Source organism: Paraburkholderia haematera, from assembly GCF_905220975.1.
In the GTDB taxonomy this organism is placed as follows: Bacteria; Pseudomonadota; Gammaproteobacteria; order Burkholderiales; family Burkholderiaceae; genus Paraburkholderia; species Paraburkholderia haematera.
On sequence record NZ_CAJNBK010000017.1, the window covers coordinates 18773 to 34259 of the forward strand.

Sequence of the window (15487 nt, forward strand, 5' to 3'; positions counted from 1 at the left end):
AAGCGTCGTCGAAACTCGAGACGACATACATAACGTACTCGTTCTACCCTCACTGACATGAGCACTATTTCGATTCAGGCGCCCAGCGCTGTCGTCGTAATCCGGCCGCACTGTTTTCACCCCAATCCCGAAACGGCGGCTGACAACACCTTTCAGCGGGCCGGGCGCGAGCAGGATCATGCGGCACTTGCCGCCGCTGCGCGAAATGAGGTCACGGCGGCTGCAGCAGCTTTGGAGAGGGCCGGAATCCGCACCCACGTTTTTGACGATCACGGAGAAAATCAGACGCCCGACTCCGTGTTTCCGAACAACTGGCTCTCAACCCATGCAGGCGGTCATATCGCGCTCTATCCGATGCATTGCGCGAACCGTCGGCGCGAGCGACGTGCCGATGTCGTCGAGATGCTCAAAGCGGAATATCGTGTCCAGGACGTGATTGATTACTCAGGTCTCGAATACGACGGTGTTTTCCTCGAGGGCACTGGCGCCATGGTACTCGACCACGTCGCACGCGTCGCCTACACCGCGCGTTCGCGTCGCGCCAACCCCGTTGCCCTGGAGCGCTTCTGTACGCATTTCAACTTCGAGCCCATGTGTTTCGACACGGCTGATCGCTCCGGCCGTGCCGTGTACCACACCAACGTCATGATGAGCATCGGCACCGAATTTGCACTGGTGGGACTCGAGTTGATTTCCGATGCGTCGCGCCGCGAGGAAGTTCAGCGGCGACTGCTCGAAAGTGGACGGACCGTGATCGCACTCGATCACGAACAGATCGAAAGCTTTGCCGGCAACGCACTCGAACTCACCGGAGGCAACGGTCGTGTGCTTGCGTTGTCCGAACGCGCGGCTGAAAGTCTGAGACCGCCACAACGCGCACAGCTTGAGCGATCCGCGCGCCTCCTGCCACTTCATGTGCCCACCATTGAAATGGCCGGCGGCTCTGTGCGCTGCATGCTTGCCGGCATCCATCTCGCGCGACGCTAACGCGTGTAACCGACCCTCCCTAAATGCAGCGTTTCACCTACAACATCCGATAACCGGAGAGGGACACATGCGACATTCACTCAACAAACGTGCCCAGTTCACGATCTCCGCCGTGCTTTGCGTCACGTCACCATGCGTCGCACGGGCGGCCCCAGACAACATCGTCGTGAAGATCGGGCATGCAGCGCCGCTGACCGGCGGCAGCGCACACTTGGGAAAGGACGATGAAAACGGCGCTCGCCTGGCAATTGAAGAGATCAATGCCGCGGGGCTAACCGTCGGCGGCAAGAACGTCATGCTTGAACTTCTGTCGGAGGACGATGCGGGCGATCCGCGCCAGGCGACTCAGGTTGCACAGAAGCTGGTGGATGACAAGGCCGTTCCTGTCATCGGGCATTTGAACTCCGGCACGTCGATTCCCGCCTCGCGAATCTACAACGACGCGGGCATCGTTGAGATATCACCGTCGGCGACGAATCCGACTTACACGAAGCAAGGCTTCAAAACCACCTACCGGTTAGTTGCAACCGATGCACAGCAAGGTCCGGTGCTCGCCGACTATGCATCGAAGGTGCTGAAGGCAAAGACCGTTGCGATCATCGACGACTCCACCGCGTACGGCCAAGGACTTGCAAACGAGTTCGAAAAGCGGGCGAAAGCAGTCGGTCTCACCGTTGTCTCGCACGATGCCGCAACGGACAAGTCGATCGACTTCCGGGGCATCCTGACAAAGATCAAGGGTGAGCGCCCGGACGTCATCATGTACGGAGGCATGGATGCGACGGGCGGCCCGTTTGCCAAACAGGCCACGCAGCTGGCAATACCCGCGAAGATACTCGCGGGCGACGGAGTATGCACGCCCAAGGTAGCCGGACTCGCCGGCACTGCAAGCAAAAACATCATCTGCTCGATCGCCGGCCTGCCGCTCGAAAAGATGGAGCGAGGCAAGGATTTCGAGAAGCGGTATGTGGCACGTTTCAACAAACCCATCGAAGTCTACGCCCCGTTCACCTATGACGCGGTGTACATCATCGTGGACGCGATGAAACGCTCGGGGTCGATTCGGGCCAAAGATATTCTCGCGGCAATGCCATCCACTTCGTACACCGGATCATTGGGCCGACCCGGTTTGATGCCCAAGGCGACCTCAAACAAAGCGCGATATCTCTCTATCAGTACGTCGACGGAAAACGGAGTTTGCTCGACGTTGTAAAAATGTGAACGTCGGGCAGCGTGCTTCAGATGCGTGCGTGAGGTGTGTGACGTCGCTGGCAGATTGGACAGTTTCGGCGAGCAGAACGAGAGAAGTCTGTGCGCCCTCGAAGCGACCCAGCATGGCAAAATTTCAGCACCGTGCGGCACCCGCTGCGCGGCCGTATCGGCCGGCAGCCGACGGCCGGACGATAGATGACCGAATCGAGCGCTACCGCAGAAATGAGCGACTCAATATTCGAACATGAGATGTTCGATGCTGGAAACATAAAATCCGGATATATGCTCGAGGCGATCCGTCACATCGAAGCGACCTGGGCCTTTTCGTCCTCAGACATTGCTGAAGAGCTTCACCGCATGGAAACCGAATGTCTCGTTCTTCGACGATCCGGTTTCGGTGGCGATGTTGGTGAATACTGGGAAGCGACCTTGGCCGGCAGGGTCGCACGCGAAATACGCTGGCAACAACGTGGAATGCGCACCCCGCGCTTTCGGCACAAACAGCCCCTGCTGAGGCCCTGGTCATCGCCGTGGTGGCGAGTGGCGGCAGCCTGGACGACGCCGAAGTGACTGCTGGCCTCGATGCGGAAGCATTGGCCGTGTACCTGGCTCGTCTCGGTGAAAAAGTTTGTGAAACGACACCGGAGGCACTGATCGCGCGCGGCTTTATTCAGCGCGAGGACGGGGACATATTCGGCTGGCCATTCCGCTTAATGGTGACTGCTGACGGACGTCACCAGTACGCACACGACGTGGTGCCACAGCTCACGCTTCAGCCTCCAGCGACCATTCTCGCGCCCAACCAATCCGATCCGTTGCCATTTGATGACCTCGGTCTCGATCCGATCCTCGCCGATAACCTTCGGTATCGCTGGGAAGAAGCAGAAAAATGCGCGGGAGCACGTGCATGGCTCGCGGCCACCGCATTGTATGGTTCAATTCTAGAAGTTGTACTGCCAAGCTGGCTTGCGCGGGATGTTGAGCGCGCTATGGCTACGTGCGCGGCGCCACAGGACCGGAAAAATCAGGTGCGCCCCCTCGAAGCCTGGTCGCCAGCGCCGCTGATTAGCGTCGCGGTGGAACTCGGATACATCGACGGAAGTCTCGGACGACACGCCCATGCCCTGCGCGAGTCACGCAACATGATTCATCCGGATCGGCAGATCCGCGAGCGTAGTACGCCGGATGGAGGCACCACCGCGATATCAAAACAGGTTGTGCAGGCCGTACTGGACACGCTGGCTCGTAAGACACGAGCGTGCGAGATTTCGAACAGCCTCGTCAGCAAAGCGTAATTCGACCGATGTCCGCTATTCCAGGCGCGCGTCATGCCCATCTCAGCCATAGTCGGGCGATTCCGTATCATACCCATCCAGAACCACGCGAAAATTCGCCAATTCATTCAGGCTTTCCTGAAACGGACGATCGAGGTATGCCGCAACTCCGTCAGACGTCAGCCATTTCGCTTCCTCCAGTTTCAGTTGATCCGCCGCACTCTCCCCGGTCCCCATTTTCTCCAATCCGTCCCAAGCTTGCACTAGCTCTGCCTTTGCAGCCTGATAGGCCGACATGCAGCCCTCAAACAGATCGAATTTCGGCTTGTCGCGCGCAGCCCGCCATTGCCGAAACCCAATGGTCCAGCGAAACTGTACCTGTCGACTGCCTGCTACATGCCTGAGGTAACGGCACCGCGATTTAACCTACCGCGCAGGCGGGTAGCAAGTGCCTCCCGAGCAGTCGCTGGTAACCACATCCGGCAGATCCTCGCGTCACAAAGCGCGCAGCAGACGTCGAAGCCCGTGGTGTTAGGGGTTGACGTACTTTTCGTGCATGTATGGACCCGGCGCCTTTTGCAACCTTCTTGTTCGTGATGTCGAAACGGGCTGCATGCATGTATCCGGCTTGCAATTGGACGATAGCCGAAGCACGCCCGCAGCCTTGATGAGATCCGCGCACCCTGTCCTTAGCAAAATCGCGGCTTGCCTAAAAGAGCAGCCGGCACGAAAAACAGGCTTCAGGATGCTGGTTCAACCAATTTCGTCATCGCTTTTGAGAAGCTTCGCAAACCAACGCTGGTGGTACTCTCCTCTGAAAACTGTTTGCCTACGCCGTGGTGCCCGGCGAAACATAACTGGCTTCGCCGCTGAGCAGCGCCTGGATGATTCGCGCGTTCTTGTTGGCCAGTGCGACCGCAGTGCAATTGTGTCCGCGTCGGGCGATCATCTGTTGCAGCCAAACGCTATGTGGATCGGTTTTAACCTTCACATACCTCAGGATTGCGCGAGCGCCATGGATCAACAGCGTGCGCAGGTAGGTGTCACCGCGCCGACTGATCCCCTGCAGCCGTGACTTGCCGCCCGAGGAATACTGGCGCGGCACCAGACCGAGCCACGCCGCAAGATGCCGGCCATTCCTGAATTGCGTGGCATTGCCGACGGCACCGACGACTGCCGTGGCGGTAATGGGACCGATGCCCGGGACGGCAGCAATCTTCTTGCATAACGTGGAATGCTTCATGAAGGTCTGGATCGACGTGTCGATGAGATGAATGCGCTCTTCAATCGCAGTCAGTTCGTCGGCGCTCGTTCGCAGCAGTTCCGGAATTGCACGTTTGAAGGCTTCCGGCGACCGTGAGATGGTGAGCCCGCGCTCTCCGAGCAGGCCACGCTTCTGGTTGATCAGCGCGGTGCGGTGGCGAATCAGGATGGCGCGCATGCGGTGCGCGGCCAGGATATCCTGCTGTTCGACCGATTTGACGGTCACGAAGCGCATGGTAGGCCGGCTCGCGGCTTCCACAATTGCCTCTGCATCGTTGCGATAGCTCTTGTTGGTCTTGACGAACGGCGTCACGTACTGCGGGCTGATCAGGCGGACCTCGATGCCCAGAGACTGGAAACGCCGTGCCCAGTGATGAGCGGTGCCGCACGCCTCCATCACGACCACTCCGGGCGCGAGTGTGCGCACTGCTTCGAACAGCGACCCACGCGATACCTTCGCCCGGTGCACTGCTCGTCCGCGACGATCGGCCCCGTGGAGCTGGAATACCTGTTTGGCGAGATCAATGCCGAGAATATAGATTTCCATGATGAACCTCCATCCAGACGTCCGGTTGAGTCCGTCAGTGTCCCCCGAAGGGAGGCGTCGGGTCCATCTCAGTAATTTCTGGCGGTTTGTTTCCAGAAATCCTTATCGATCAACGATTTGTGCATCCGTCTATTGCGCGAAAGCCGTGCGTCGCAAAGCCTTGCTGCGAGCGGCTCTGCGTGCGGCCACCGCCAGATCTTGCACGAATCGCACGATTACCCCAACCAGCGCACGCCGTGATGCATACTGTCGGCTAGGCTCACGGTCTCGCGCTTGTCGGCGACAGGAAAGATGTCCAGGCCGATCAGTTCATTGAGCAACCGGCTTTTGCCGTGGTTGTATTTTCCGACCACCGTAACGACAGACATCCCGCCAGCATTCAACACTTGCAGGCGGGCCAGATCGACGGCGCAATGCGGCAGAACGGCCACCATATCTTTCGCAGTCTGAATGAACTCGTCGCGGTACACCCTTCGCTCCTTACATCGAGGAACGCGCTTATCGGAGAGTCACATAACAGCGCGGCGGCGACGCCTGGTCGCCGCCGCTCCCCTCAATATTAAGCGGTAGCAGATGCGCGCAGACGGCTCACAAGCTGGTTATCCTTACCCTCGACCAGACGCGTCAGCGCGATGTTGAACTCGATTTCCTTATATGCGTCCGCCTTCAGGCCCAACTCCGTGCCACCGGTCTTCTCGACCACGTGCGGAATCAGATCTTCGCGCGTAGCATAAGCGAAGTCGTCCCAGATCAGCGGATCGCCCTCGATGTTGATTTGGGTGGTGAGCTTGCGGTGATTGTCGCTGACAACGAAAAAGTGAACATGGGCCGGACGATTGCCATGCCGGCCGAGTACGTTCAACAGTTGTTGAGTCGCACCGTGCGGCGGACAGCCGTAACCCACCGGCATCAGTGTCCGAAACTCATACTGGCCATCGGCGCCCGTCTTCACCGCACCGCGAAGATTGAAGTCGCTCTGTGCGCCTGTCGGATCGAAGTGCGAATAAAAGCCCTTTGAATTGGCGTGCCAGCATTCGACCACGGCATCGGCCACCGGCGCGCCGTCTGGACCCGTCACCGTACCGCGGATAACGAGCGGACCCGCATCCTCATCCGCATTGATGTCGATTTTGGCAACGCCGTCGTGCACCGGCGCACCGGCCACGTACAACGGGCCTTCAATAGTGCGCGGCGTGCCGCCGTCGATCTCCGCGGCCTTGTCTGCGGCATCCATGCGAATGTCGAGATACTTCTCCACCCCGAGGCCGGCCGCGAGCAGGGCCGCTTCACCGTCCTGCCCCAGCTTGTTGAAGTAATTCACGCCGGCCCAGATTTCGTCGGGCGTCATATCGAGGTCGTCAACGGCCTTGAAAAGATCGCTCAAGAGGCGCTGGGTAATCTGTTTGGTACGGGCATTGCCACCCTCGCTGCCAGCATTGGCAGCGGCTTTCAACAGGTCCTGGACTTCCTGTGTCTGGAATACTTTGACGCTCACGATTTTTGTCTCCACTTGGTATTGGGGGAAAAAACTCAGGGTGCGCTGGTTTGATTTAAACGCCCTGTCAACCGAACTCATGCGTCGCCATCACGAACCGACGACGGGTGACGGCACAATGGCGTCACCGAAATTTTCATGTAAGGGAACAGCGGCAGCGCAGTGAGAATCTCGTGCAGTTCAGCATTGCTCTCGACATCGAAGATGCTGTAGTTCGCATACTCTCCAACCAGGCGCCAGATGTGGCGCCATTTGCCGCTGCGCTGAAGTTCCTGCGAATACGCTTTTTCGCGCAACTTGATTTCGTCGGCGACTGCAGCGGGCATGTCGGCTGGAATGTTCACATCCATACGTACGTGGAGGAGCATTTTTCTTTTCTCTCGTTGAAGGTTCAGCTTATTCGACGACGTTCATCAACCCGTCGCGAGTGAAGCGCCTGATCTTCGCTTCATCCAGTTCGATGCCAAGACCTGGGCCCGTCGGTACGGTCAGTTGAAAGTCGCTGTAGTCGAGCGGCGTCGTGAGAATTTCTTCGGTAATCAATAGCGGCCCGAATAATTCGGTGCCCCACGGCAGATTGGCGAAGCTCGCGAACAGGTGCGCCGACGCGATAGTGCTGACCGCACCTTCCAGCATCGTGCCGCCGTACAGTTCGATACCTGCCGCATCCGCAATCGACGCAACGCGCTGCGCGGCGAACAGGCCACCACTTTGTTCGATCTTGATGGCGAACACATCGGCGCCCTCGTTTCTCGCGATTTCGAACGCGCTTTCAGGACCCTGGAGAATTTCGTCGGCCATCAAGGCAACCGGGCTGCTGCGCCGCAAGCGCGCCAACGCGCCGGCGGACGCTACCGGCTGCTCGACCAGTTCACAGCCGGCATCGGCCAGTGCCGGGATGGCCCAGGATGCCTGCGTTTCGCTCCAGGCCATGTTGACATCGACGCGCACCGCACCCCGATCTCCGATGGCTCTCTTGATCTCGGCAACGTGTCTGATATCCGTCTTGAGCTCTTTCGCGCCGATCTTCAGCTTGAATACCTTGTGGCGCCGCAACTCCAGCATCTTTTCCGCTTCGGCGATGTCTTTGGACGTGTCTCCCGATGCCAGTGTCCATGCAACCGGCAGGCGATCGCGTCGCCGCCCGCCGAGCAATTCGGTCACCGGAACACCCAGGCGCTTGCCATGTGCATCGAGTAATGCGGTCTCCAACGCGCTCTTCGAGAAGTGATTGACCTTCACCAGCTTGCCGATGTGGGCCATCAACTCCTGGACACGGGTAGCGTCCTTGCCGATGGCCGCGGGGCCGAGGTAAGCGTCGATTGCCAGCTTCATCGATTCGGGACTTTCCGGACCGTAGGCCATGCCGCCGATAGTGGTGCCCTCGCCTATTCCGATGACCCCGTCGCTGCAAAAGACCTTCACGAGCACCAGCGTCTGGCCGTGCATGGTTGCGACCGAAAGCTTGTGAGGGCGGATCGTCGGAAGATCGACGAGACTGGTTTCGATACGTTCGATCGTCGCTGTAGTCATGGGAAATTTGATTTGAGCGAGTTGTTGAAACTAACCCGGTATGACGCGCGCTGTGTGTGCCTTACCGACTCGTTGTGGCCGAAAATCGCGACGCCTTGGCGCGTGTCTCCGTTATTCGATTGAGTACTTCAACTTCGGCCACACAGTAAAGAACGCTGAAATATTCGTCAAATAGATCAAATGTAGGCTCTGCCATTCATCCCACTGATTCACTTGCCGACAGTCCGTAAAAGCCGTTTCCACCGACGCGGGTTAACTCTCATCCCTCATGCACCAGATTCATAGCGTGCATTTTTGGCTCGAATTTGACCGGCCTTTTCGCGGGCCATATTGTGGTGCCATGTCGTTGAGACCTGTCGTCCGGCCTCGCCGTAACGATGTTCGCGCCGCTTCTTCAGCCCATCCGGAAGCGGGGACCATAACTTCAATGTTCTTCCCCAATCCATGAATCCTGACGCTTTGCACCCCGAACTCAGCCCGCCCCTTGCATCGCCGCGATCCGCGCGTCCAGTGGGAACCGTACGCCGCGCCGTGACGACTGCGGTACTTGGCCAGATTCTCGAGTGGTACGACTTTTTCCTCTACGGCACCGCTGCGGCACTAGTGTTCGGTAAGCTGTTCTTTCCGGTGGGCAGCGATCCTCTTACGGGCACCATCGCAGCGTTTGGTGGCTTCACCGTGGGCTTCATCGCGCGTCCGTTTGGCGGCGTGCTGTGCGGCCACATTGGCGATCGTTATGGCCGCAAGCTCGTGATGATGCTGACCCTTCTGACGATGGGCACCGCCACCGTTCTGATGGGCGTGCTGCCTACGTATCACCAGATCGGCCTTGCGGCACCCGTCATGCTGGTCTTGCTGCGCATTCTTCAGGGGCTCGCCGCGGGCGGCGAATGGAGCGGCAGCATTCTGCTCATCCACGAAAACGCGCCGCCCTCGAAGCGCGGTGCGCTCTCGGCATGGAGCCCGTGTGGCGCCGCGCTCGGCTTTGTTCTATCGACGGGGGCATTCCTGTTGGTGCACAACCTTGCATCCGATGACTTCATCAGCTGGGGCTGGCGCCTTCCGTTTCTCGGCAGCGCCGCGCTCGTCGCACTCGGTTTGTGGATGCGTCGCTCGGTCGGTGAAAGTACTGCCTTCGCCGAGGTCAAGGCAACGCGCCATGAAAGCCGCATGCCGGTCGTCGAGGTGCTGCGCCAATGTCCGCGCCAGGTGCTGACTGTATTCGGCCTGCGTTTCGGCGAGGGCGGTGCGTCATATATCTTCTTCGCGTTCTCGATCGCCTATGGCCAGTTCCTCGGCGTGAAATCGAACTGGATTCTCGGCGGCCTGACCATCTCCATGCTGCTGATGATCCCCGTCTCGCTGCTCTCCGGCTACGTCACGGACAGGATTGGCCGCAAGCCCGTCTATCTCGCGGGCGCCATCGCGCTGATGCTGGTTGCGTGGCCCTACTTCGCGCTGCTCGGCTCGGGAGAATACTGGAAGGTCATCACCGCGCTCGTGCTCGCCAACAGCGTGACGTTGGGCATTCTCGAAGGAGCGCAACCCGCTTTCATCAGCGAGATGTTGCCGGTCCACCTGCGCTTCTCGGGGCTCGGCATCGGACGCGAGGTTTCGTCGGTGCTCGGCGGCGGTCTTTCACCAATGATCGCCACTGCCCTTCTCGCGCATTACCGCAGCGCCGTACCGGTTGCGATCTATCTCGGCGTGCTCGGTCTCTTCACTGTCGCCTCGACGCTGCTGGCTCGCGAAACCTACCCTAAAGCGATGCGCCTCAAGGCGCGTCAGATGTCGGCATGACATCGTCCATCTCTATCGACAAGGAGTAACCCGCATGCACGCCGCCCATAGCGCCAACGCCGGTGCAGGCACCGCCGAACAACGGTTCATCGATGCACAGGAGCACTACCCGCAATACGCGGGACCGCTCTCCCTCGATGAACTCATCATTGAAGTCGAACGCCGCCGCGACGAGTTCGATGGACTATCGCACGTGCCGCCCGACATGGTCGGCAAGATGAAGCGCGCCGGCATTTTCCGCGCGAGTACGCCGCAGCGTTTCGGCGGCGACGCACTCCCTCCACCGCGTTTTCTCGAAACGCTGGAACGGATAGCGATAGCAGACGGGTCGACTGCCTGGGTCGCCGCATTCGGCTCGGCCAACACGTACCTGGCTTCGCTGCCCATCGAAACTCAGGCCCGCATTTATACATCCGGTCCCGACCAGGTTTTCGCGGGCGGGTTGTATCCATTGCAGAAAGCCGAGCGCGCGCCGGGCGGCTTCCTCGTCTCGGGGCAATGGCATTTCGCGAGCGGCTGCAAGGGCGCCGACTGGATCGGCGTGGGGATTGGCGGCACACCGGCCAACGCGGGCGATACCAATGCGGGCAAACCCTTCACGGCCGTGTTCCCGGCGAGCGAAGTGGAGATCGTCGACAACTGGAACGTAGTCGGCATGCAGGGCACGGGCAGTCACGACCTGCGTCTGCAGAACAAGTTCGTCGATGAAGCGTGGACGTTCGTTCGTGGCGGCGCAGCGTTGATCGACGAACCGCTCTACCGCTATCCGGCCGTCGCCTATCAGGCGCAAGTCCATGCTTCGGTCAACCTCGGCCTCGCGCGCGCGGCGCTCGACCTGCTCGCGTCGATGTCGGGCGTCACCAAAACGACCACAGGTGCGCCGCGTCTCGCGGATCGCGCGTACTACCGTTCGGGCCTGGCGCAAGCCGAGGCCAGTCTGCGCAGCGCGCGCGCCTTCTTCTTCGAGGCCGCGGAAACGTCCTGGCGCACCATACTTGCGGGCAATCCCGTGTTGCCGGCAGAAGCCAACCTGCTGCGTTTGTCGGCGACCCATGCCGCGCACGCGGGCGCCGAAGTCGTCATGCAGGCCTACAAGATGGCGGGCATCAACGCGATCTACCGCGAGAGCCGCATGCAGCGCCTGGTGCGCGATTCCATCGTGGTGACACAACATGCGTTTCTTGGCGAAGGCACCTATGACGCATCGGGCGCGATCTTCGTCGGCATTCCGCCTGTCACGCCCTTTCCCTGACATGCGAGGAGCAATCGCTATGACGAACGATGAAGATCAGACCCGTACGCAGTTCCGCAATGCGATGGCCGCGCTGGGCGCGGCGGTCAACGTCATCACGACCGATGGTCCGCGTGGCCGCTGCGGCATCACGGCAAGCGCGGTCTGTTCAGTAACGGACTCTCCGCCGACCATGCTCGTGTGCATCAATCAATCGAGCTATGTGCACGACATTCTGTCTGGCAACGAGCGCGTGTGTATCAACGTACTGGGCGCCGATGCCGAGGAGGCTGCGCGCGTGTTCGCGGGCATGACCGGCTGCTCGATGGACGAACGCTTCGAGCAGTGCGCGTCGCGCTCGGGCTGCTCGGACGTCCCCGTGCTCGACAACGCGATTGCGACGCTCGAAGGCAGAATCGCCGACAGCAAGACTGTTGGCTCGCATTCGGTCTTCTTCGTGCGGGTCGATCACATCGGCACGCGCGAGCATGGCGACGGTCTCGTCTGGTTCGGCAGGCAGTTCCATCGGCTCGCGCGAACGAGCGCATCCTGTGGGGTGGCCTGATCATGCAAGCTTGTCTCTTTCTGATTGGGCAAAGCGGACCGGAGCCGCAAGTCGACGTGCAAGCGCTGCAACGCGCGGCGACGGGGATCGACGGCTTACGGCGGTTGATCGTTCACGAGCCGGTGTCCGGGCAGATCGATCCGCGGATCGCCGCTCCAGACGATGCGCCTTCGTGCGTACTTCAGTGCTACTTCGACGAACTCGCGCCCCTTGAAGCCGCGTTGCGTTTCGATGGCGCGATACACAGCGCGCTGCGGACAGCGGCGCGCGCCGAGTTGCAGCGCGATACCTTCAGGCAGCAGATCATGGCGGTGCGCAAGTTCACGCCGCCGGCCACTCCGACCGAAGACGAAAAGCGCACGCAGCGGTGCACTTATCTCGTCGCTTACGAAGGCCCAGCCGAAGACCTCAACGCGTGGCTCACGCATTACTTGCAGGGGCATCCGCCGCTCATGCTGCAATTGCCGGCAATCCGCGAGGTCGAGATCTATTCCTGCCTCGACGGCACGAGCGGCTTACCCTTCGTGCGAGCGCAGGCAATGCAGCGCAACAAGGTCGTATTCGACGATCCAGGCGCCCTCGCGAACGCACTCGCCTCACCCGTGCGCGACGAGATGCGACGCGACTTCCATACCCTGCCCCCCTATCAGGGCGCCGCGCCGCATTTTGCAATGCACAGCAAGTGCGTTAATCTCGCAACACGCTAATACTACTGTGTCACAAAATCAGTTGCGCGCTCTATTGTTGTACAGGAAGAGTGCCATCGTTGCATGAGCCTTTGTCCAAGCAGGATTCGCAACGTAGTAATCGAATCAGGAACGTGGCGTTGAGCGCGCTGGACTGCCCCGGGGGATGTAATCCGAGGGAAGGGCAGGCAGCGCGCGTTCAAGGAAGTTTTTTTTACCACATGCATCTGATTGCATTCTGAGTCGCTGAGCCATCAGAAATCCATACGCGGCGATACTCAGTGTGGCGTGATGGTGAAAGCCACGCCAGCCTCGCCCTTCATAATGACCGAGCCCGAACTCCTGCTTCAGGTCCTGATAGTCGCGCTCGATGCGCCAGCGCATTTTGGTCACGAACACAAGCTGCTCGAGGGTCGCCTCTTCGGGGGCGGTAGTGAGAAAATATTTGAGCGGCTCCGTATCGCCATCAGGCCATTCAACAAGCAGCCATTCTTCGTCGCGAACGGTACTTCGCCAATAGTCGTGATGTGCGGGACGAACCCGTACGGCGGCAAAGCGTGAGGAAAGTGCGGCGTTGCTGCCTTCCCGCCAGGTTACGGTTTGCCAGGCGTTCCTGGGTAATTGCATGGCCAGTTCCTTCACCACGAGCGGTTTATGGCCGGGCGCACGGCGCAACAATTTCGGTGGCTGACCGCGCCCACTCCAGGGTTTGGGCGGCAGCGGCGCCGTACCGGGCGCCCATACAGAGGTGCCCGGCCGGATCCCTATCGCATACAACAAACCCATTTCAGTTACGCTTTCCCGGAAAGCGGTTTCGTCGCCGTAGCCGGCATCGGCGAGCACAATGCCCGGCGCAATGCCGGATGCTACAGCCTCGCGGAGTTGGGCCAGCGCAATCTGCGGCTTGGTCTCGAAGGCGAGATCGTCGGGAATGCCTGCACGACGCGCTCGTTCCCGGTCGTCAATCCATTCCTTGGGCACATACAGCTGCCACGCAATTGGCAGGCTGCCGCGTTGCGTCGCGATCGACAGGCTCACGGCGATCTGGCAGTTATCCTGTTTGCCCAATTGCCCACAGTATTGCCGCGCTACGCCGACCGAATGCTTGCCTTTCTTCGGGAAGCCCGTGTCGTCAATAATCCAGTAATAGCCAGCCTCTTCGGCAGCGTGCAGGCCCAACGCGGGCATCACCCATTCGCGTACCCGCTGCAGGACCGCCCGATCAGACCATTCTGCCTTGGCCACAAAATGATGAAGTGACTGGTGTTTCGCACTCGCGTGAAGGGGGTCAATATGCGCAGCCATCGGCTCGACGCTCTTGCGTGACAACGGCATTACCAAGCCCGAACAGTAACCCTTGAGGCCAGAATGGCGATCGGCGTGCCCCAACGCCTGCGCCAGATGATTCAGATACGCGTCAAATTCGTCGACGTCTTCTCTCCTCACGGTCGCCCGAAGTCTGTATTATTCAATACTACGTGCGACACGTGTCGCCGTCCGCCGGACGTAAAACGGTGATGTGGTTGACGGCAAAGCCTTATCTTGCCTTGTCACATTCGGGATCTGTCGAAATGTGACCTGTTGTACGACCAACAGTTGCCTATCCGGACGTGCGCGATTGGTAACGATCGGGTGCGAAGCTTCGGAGACAACGTACCCTTCAGTAGACGGTTCACCGTGGCGACACGGCAGGAATCGACACTGCCAGCAGCCGTGCGGTGTGGGGGCAAGGCAAGTTCCGCAAGCGTAACGTATGTGAACCGCTGTACAACCCTCGTAAGAATAGACGAGCTAACCGGCCGTTGAGCGCAGCGCGGCCCACTTTCGTCCGCGAGTAATGGGCATGAACAAGCCGAACCTCGGCATCGCCGACCTCAACCTGCTGCGCGTGTTCCTTGCTATCTGGGACCTGCGCAGCCTCACCGCAGCTGGCGACCGGCTGGGACTGACACAGCCCGCCGTCAGTCACGCGCTGCGCCGCTTGCGTAACCTGTTCGAAGATCCGCTATTCGTGCGCAGGCCCACCGGCATGGTACCGACCGAGGCCGCCTTCCGGCTCTATCCACCACTCGCTCAGGCTTTGTCGATCATCAACGACGCGGTGCAACAGCATGCGAAGTTCGATCCCGCCACCGCGCGCCGCGAGTTCCGCATCTCGATGTCGGACATGTCGGAGTTCTTTTTTCTTCCGCCACTCATCGCGCTGCTCGATCGCGACGCGCGCGGCATTCGCATCGAAGCCGCCAATATTCCGGTCGAGTCGGTGAGCGCGGCAATGCGTGCCGGTGAGATCGATCTTGCGCTCGGCTACGTTCCGGGTCTCGACGCGGGCTGCGTGAGCCAGACGCTGTTTGTCGACGAACATGTCTGCATGGTGCGCGCGAGTCATCCGTTACGCAAATCGAAGCCGAGCCGCGAAGACCTCGCCGCGCTACGTTATGCGTATGCCAGCACCAATGCCACCGGTCATCGCATGGTCGAGCAATGGCTCGACGAGTTGAACTTCAAGCGCGACGTCGTGCTCCGTCTGCCGCATTTCGTCGTGGCACCCGAGATCGTTATGAACACGGACCTCGCGGTGATCTTTCCGAGGAGCATTGCGCGCCGTTTCAATCGCGGCAAGGCGTTTCGCATCGTGCCCTTGCCGTTCGCCCTGCCACCCATCGAAATCCAGGTTCATTCGCACACCCAATTTGCCGCCGATCCCGGCATTGCCTGGCTGCGCGGGGTCATCCATAGCATGTTTCATCAGCCGGTCGCATGAAATCGGCAACCCGCATTTGCGGCGCTGATACCGCAACGTCTTTTTTGCCAATTTGACGGCTGCCTTGCGCCACTCGACACTCTCTGCCATGCGAAGCCTCGTGAAAGGCTTCCTGCCCTCATTACAACGA

The 15487-nt window shown here is 60.0% G+C and carries 15 protein-coding genes and 1 pseudogene; 9 read left to right on the plus strand and 7 right to left on the minus strand.

Annotated elements, in window-relative coordinates; genetic code table 11:
* Positions 1 to 57: 57 nt before the first annotated feature.
* From ctlX to KHO23_RS24310, 4 genes and pseudogenes are all read left to right on the plus strand, one after another.
* The gene (gene ctlX / locus KHO23_RS24295) at positions 58 to 987 is read left to right on the plus strand and encodes a citrulline utilization hydrolase CtlX (RefSeq protein WP_211613898.1); all 930 of its coding nucleotides are present in this window, start codon (positions 58 to 60) and stop codon (positions 985 to 987) included.
* A gap of 67 nt (positions 988 to 1054) precedes the next feature.
* Positions 1055 to 2208: pseudogene (locus KHO23_RS24300) on the plus strand (branched-chain amino acid ABC transporter substrate-binding protein).
* A gap of 186 nt (positions 2209 to 2394) precedes the next feature.
* Positions 2395 to 2769, plus strand: coding sequence for a hypothetical protein (locus KHO23_RS24305; protein ID WP_211613899.1), 375 nt, complete (start codon positions 2395 to 2397; stop codon positions 2767 to 2769).
* Positions 2766 to 3494 carry a hypothetical protein gene (locus tag KHO23_RS24310; protein ID WP_211613900.1) on the plus strand — a complete coding sequence of 243 codons (729 nt, stop codon included), beginning with the start codon at positions 2766 to 2768 and terminating at the stop codon, positions 3492 to 3494. The genes KHO23_RS24305 and KHO23_RS24310 overlap by 4 nt, the downstream gene beginning before the upstream one ends.
* Positions 3495 to 3536: 42 nt before the next feature.
* On the opposite strand, the gene KHO23_RS24315 is transcribed toward KHO23_RS24310, so the two are convergent.
* The 6 genes from KHO23_RS24315 to KHO23_RS24340 all read right to left on the minus strand — a co-directional run bounded on the left by KHO23_RS24315 (position 3537) and on the right by KHO23_RS24340 (position 8311).
* Complete coding sequence (locus KHO23_RS24315) at positions 3537 to 3770, minus strand: hypothetical protein (protein ID WP_211613901.1); 234 nt, start codon at positions 3768 to 3770, stop codon at positions 3537 to 3539.
* Between the two features lie 532 nt (positions 3771 to 4302).
* On the minus strand, positions 4303 to 5283 hold the full coding sequence (locus KHO23_RS24320) for an IS110 family RNA-guided transposase (protein ID WP_211613904.1): 981 nt from the start codon (positions 5281 to 5283) through the stop codon (positions 4303 to 4305).
* A gap of 215 nt (positions 5284 to 5498) precedes the next feature.
* Positions 5499 to 5753 (minus strand): hypothetical protein, encoded by a 255-nt coding sequence (locus KHO23_RS24325; protein ID WP_211613906.1) that lies wholly within the window; start codon positions 5751 to 5753, stop codon positions 5499 to 5501.
* 89 nt (positions 5754 to 5842) lie between these two features.
* Positions 5843 to 6778, minus strand: a complete 936-nt coding sequence (gene catA / locus KHO23_RS24330; RefSeq protein WP_211613908.1) for a catechol 1,2-dioxygenase — start codon at positions 6776 to 6778, stop codon at positions 5843 to 5845.
* A 77-nt stretch (positions 6779 to 6855) separates the two neighbouring features.
* On the minus strand, positions 6856 to 7146 hold the full coding sequence (gene catC, locus KHO23_RS24335; protein WP_211613910.1) for a muconolactone Delta-isomerase: 291 nt from the start codon (positions 7144 to 7146) through the stop codon (positions 6856 to 6858).
* A gap of 28 nt (positions 7147 to 7174) precedes the next feature.
* Positions 7175 to 8311 carry a muconate/chloromuconate family cycloisomerase gene (locus KHO23_RS24340; protein ID WP_211613912.1) on the minus strand — a complete coding sequence of 379 codons (1137 nt, stop codon included), beginning with the start codon at positions 8309 to 8311 and terminating at the stop codon, positions 7175 to 7177.
* 444 nt (positions 8312 to 8755) lie between these two features.
* On the opposite strand from KHO23_RS24340, the gene KHO23_RS24345 reads away from it, so the two are divergent.
* Genes KHO23_RS24345 through KHO23_RS24360 form a run of 4 tightly spaced genes read left to right on the plus strand, consistent with a single transcriptional unit; the run spans position 8756 to position 12614 of the window.
* Complete coding sequence (locus KHO23_RS24345) at positions 8756 to 10111, plus strand: MFS transporter (RefSeq protein ID WP_236066973.1); 1356 nt, start codon at positions 8756 to 8758, stop codon at positions 10109 to 10111.
* Between the two features lie 34 nt (positions 10112 to 10145).
* Positions 10146 to 11363 (plus strand): acyl-CoA dehydrogenase family protein, encoded by a 1218-nt coding sequence (locus tag KHO23_RS24350; RefSeq protein ID WP_211613916.1) that lies wholly within the window; start codon positions 10146 to 10148, stop codon positions 11361 to 11363.
* A gap of 19 nt (positions 11364 to 11382) precedes the next feature.
* Complete coding sequence (locus KHO23_RS24355) at positions 11383 to 11907, plus strand: flavin reductase (protein WP_211613918.1); 525 nt, start codon at positions 11383 to 11385, stop codon at positions 11905 to 11907.
* Between the two features lie 2 nt (positions 11908 to 11909).
* Complete coding sequence (locus KHO23_RS24360) at positions 11910 to 12614, plus strand: EthD domain-containing protein (RefSeq protein ID WP_211613920.1); 705 nt, start codon at positions 11910 to 11912, stop codon at positions 12612 to 12614.
* A gap of 105 nt (positions 12615 to 12719) precedes the next feature.
* On the opposite strand, the gene KHO23_RS24365 is transcribed toward KHO23_RS24360, so the two are convergent.
* Positions 12720 to 14039, minus strand: a complete 1320-nt coding sequence (locus KHO23_RS24365) for an IS701 family transposase (RefSeq protein WP_211613922.1) — start codon at positions 14037 to 14039, stop codon at positions 12720 to 12722.
* A 397-nt stretch (positions 14040 to 14436) separates the two neighbouring features.
* On the opposite strand from KHO23_RS24365, the gene KHO23_RS24370 reads away from it, so the two are divergent.
* Complete coding sequence (locus KHO23_RS24370) at positions 14437 to 15357, plus strand: LysR family transcriptional regulator (RefSeq protein WP_201085391.1); 921 nt, start codon at positions 14437 to 14439, stop codon at positions 15355 to 15357.
* Positions 15358 to 15487: the final 130 nt, after the last annotated feature.

What these genes read in the sequence shown, in the direction of transcription:
- ctlX (WP_211613898.1), top strand. Translation starts at nt 58, where the DNA reads ATGAGCACTATTTCGATTCAGGCGCCCAGCGCTGTCGTCGTAATCCGG.
- KHO23_RS24305 (WP_211613899.1), top strand. Translation starts at nt 2,395, where the DNA reads ATGACCGAATCGAGCGCTACCGCAGAAATGAGCGACTCAATATTCGAA.
- KHO23_RS24315 (WP_211613901.1), bottom strand. Translation starts at nt 3,770, where the DNA reads ATGTCGGCCTATCAGGCTGCAAAGGCAGAGCTAGTGCAAGCTTGGGAC.
- KHO23_RS24320 (WP_211613904.1), bottom strand. Translation starts at nt 5,283, where the DNA reads ATGGAAATCTATATTCTCGGCATTGATCTCGCCAAACAGGTATTCCAG.
- catC (WP_211613910.1), bottom strand. Translation starts at nt 7,146, where the DNA reads ATGCTCCTCCACGTACGTATGGATGTGAACATTCCAGCCGACATGCCC.
- KHO23_RS24340 (WP_211613912.1), bottom strand. Translation starts at nt 8,311, where the DNA reads ATGACTACAGCGACGATCGAACGTATCGAAACCAGTCTCGTCGATCTT.
- KHO23_RS24345 (WP_236066973.1), top strand. Translation starts at nt 8,756, where the DNA reads ATGAATCCTGACGCTTTGCACCCCGAACTCAGCCCGCCCCTTGCATCG.
- KHO23_RS24350 (WP_211613916.1), top strand. Translation starts at nt 10,146, where the DNA reads ATGCACGCCGCCCATAGCGCCAACGCCGGTGCAGGCACCGCCGAACAA.
- KHO23_RS24355 (WP_211613918.1), top strand. Translation starts at nt 11,383, where the DNA reads ATGACGAACGATGAAGATCAGACCCGTACGCAGTTCCGCAATGCGATG.
- KHO23_RS24360 (WP_211613920.1), top strand. Translation starts at nt 11,910, where the DNA reads ATGCAAGCTTGTCTCTTTCTGATTGGGCAAAGCGGACCGGAGCCGCAA.
- KHO23_RS24370 (WP_201085391.1), top strand. Translation starts at nt 14,437, where the DNA reads ATGAACAAGCCGAACCTCGGCATCGCCGACCTCAACCTGCTGCGCGTG.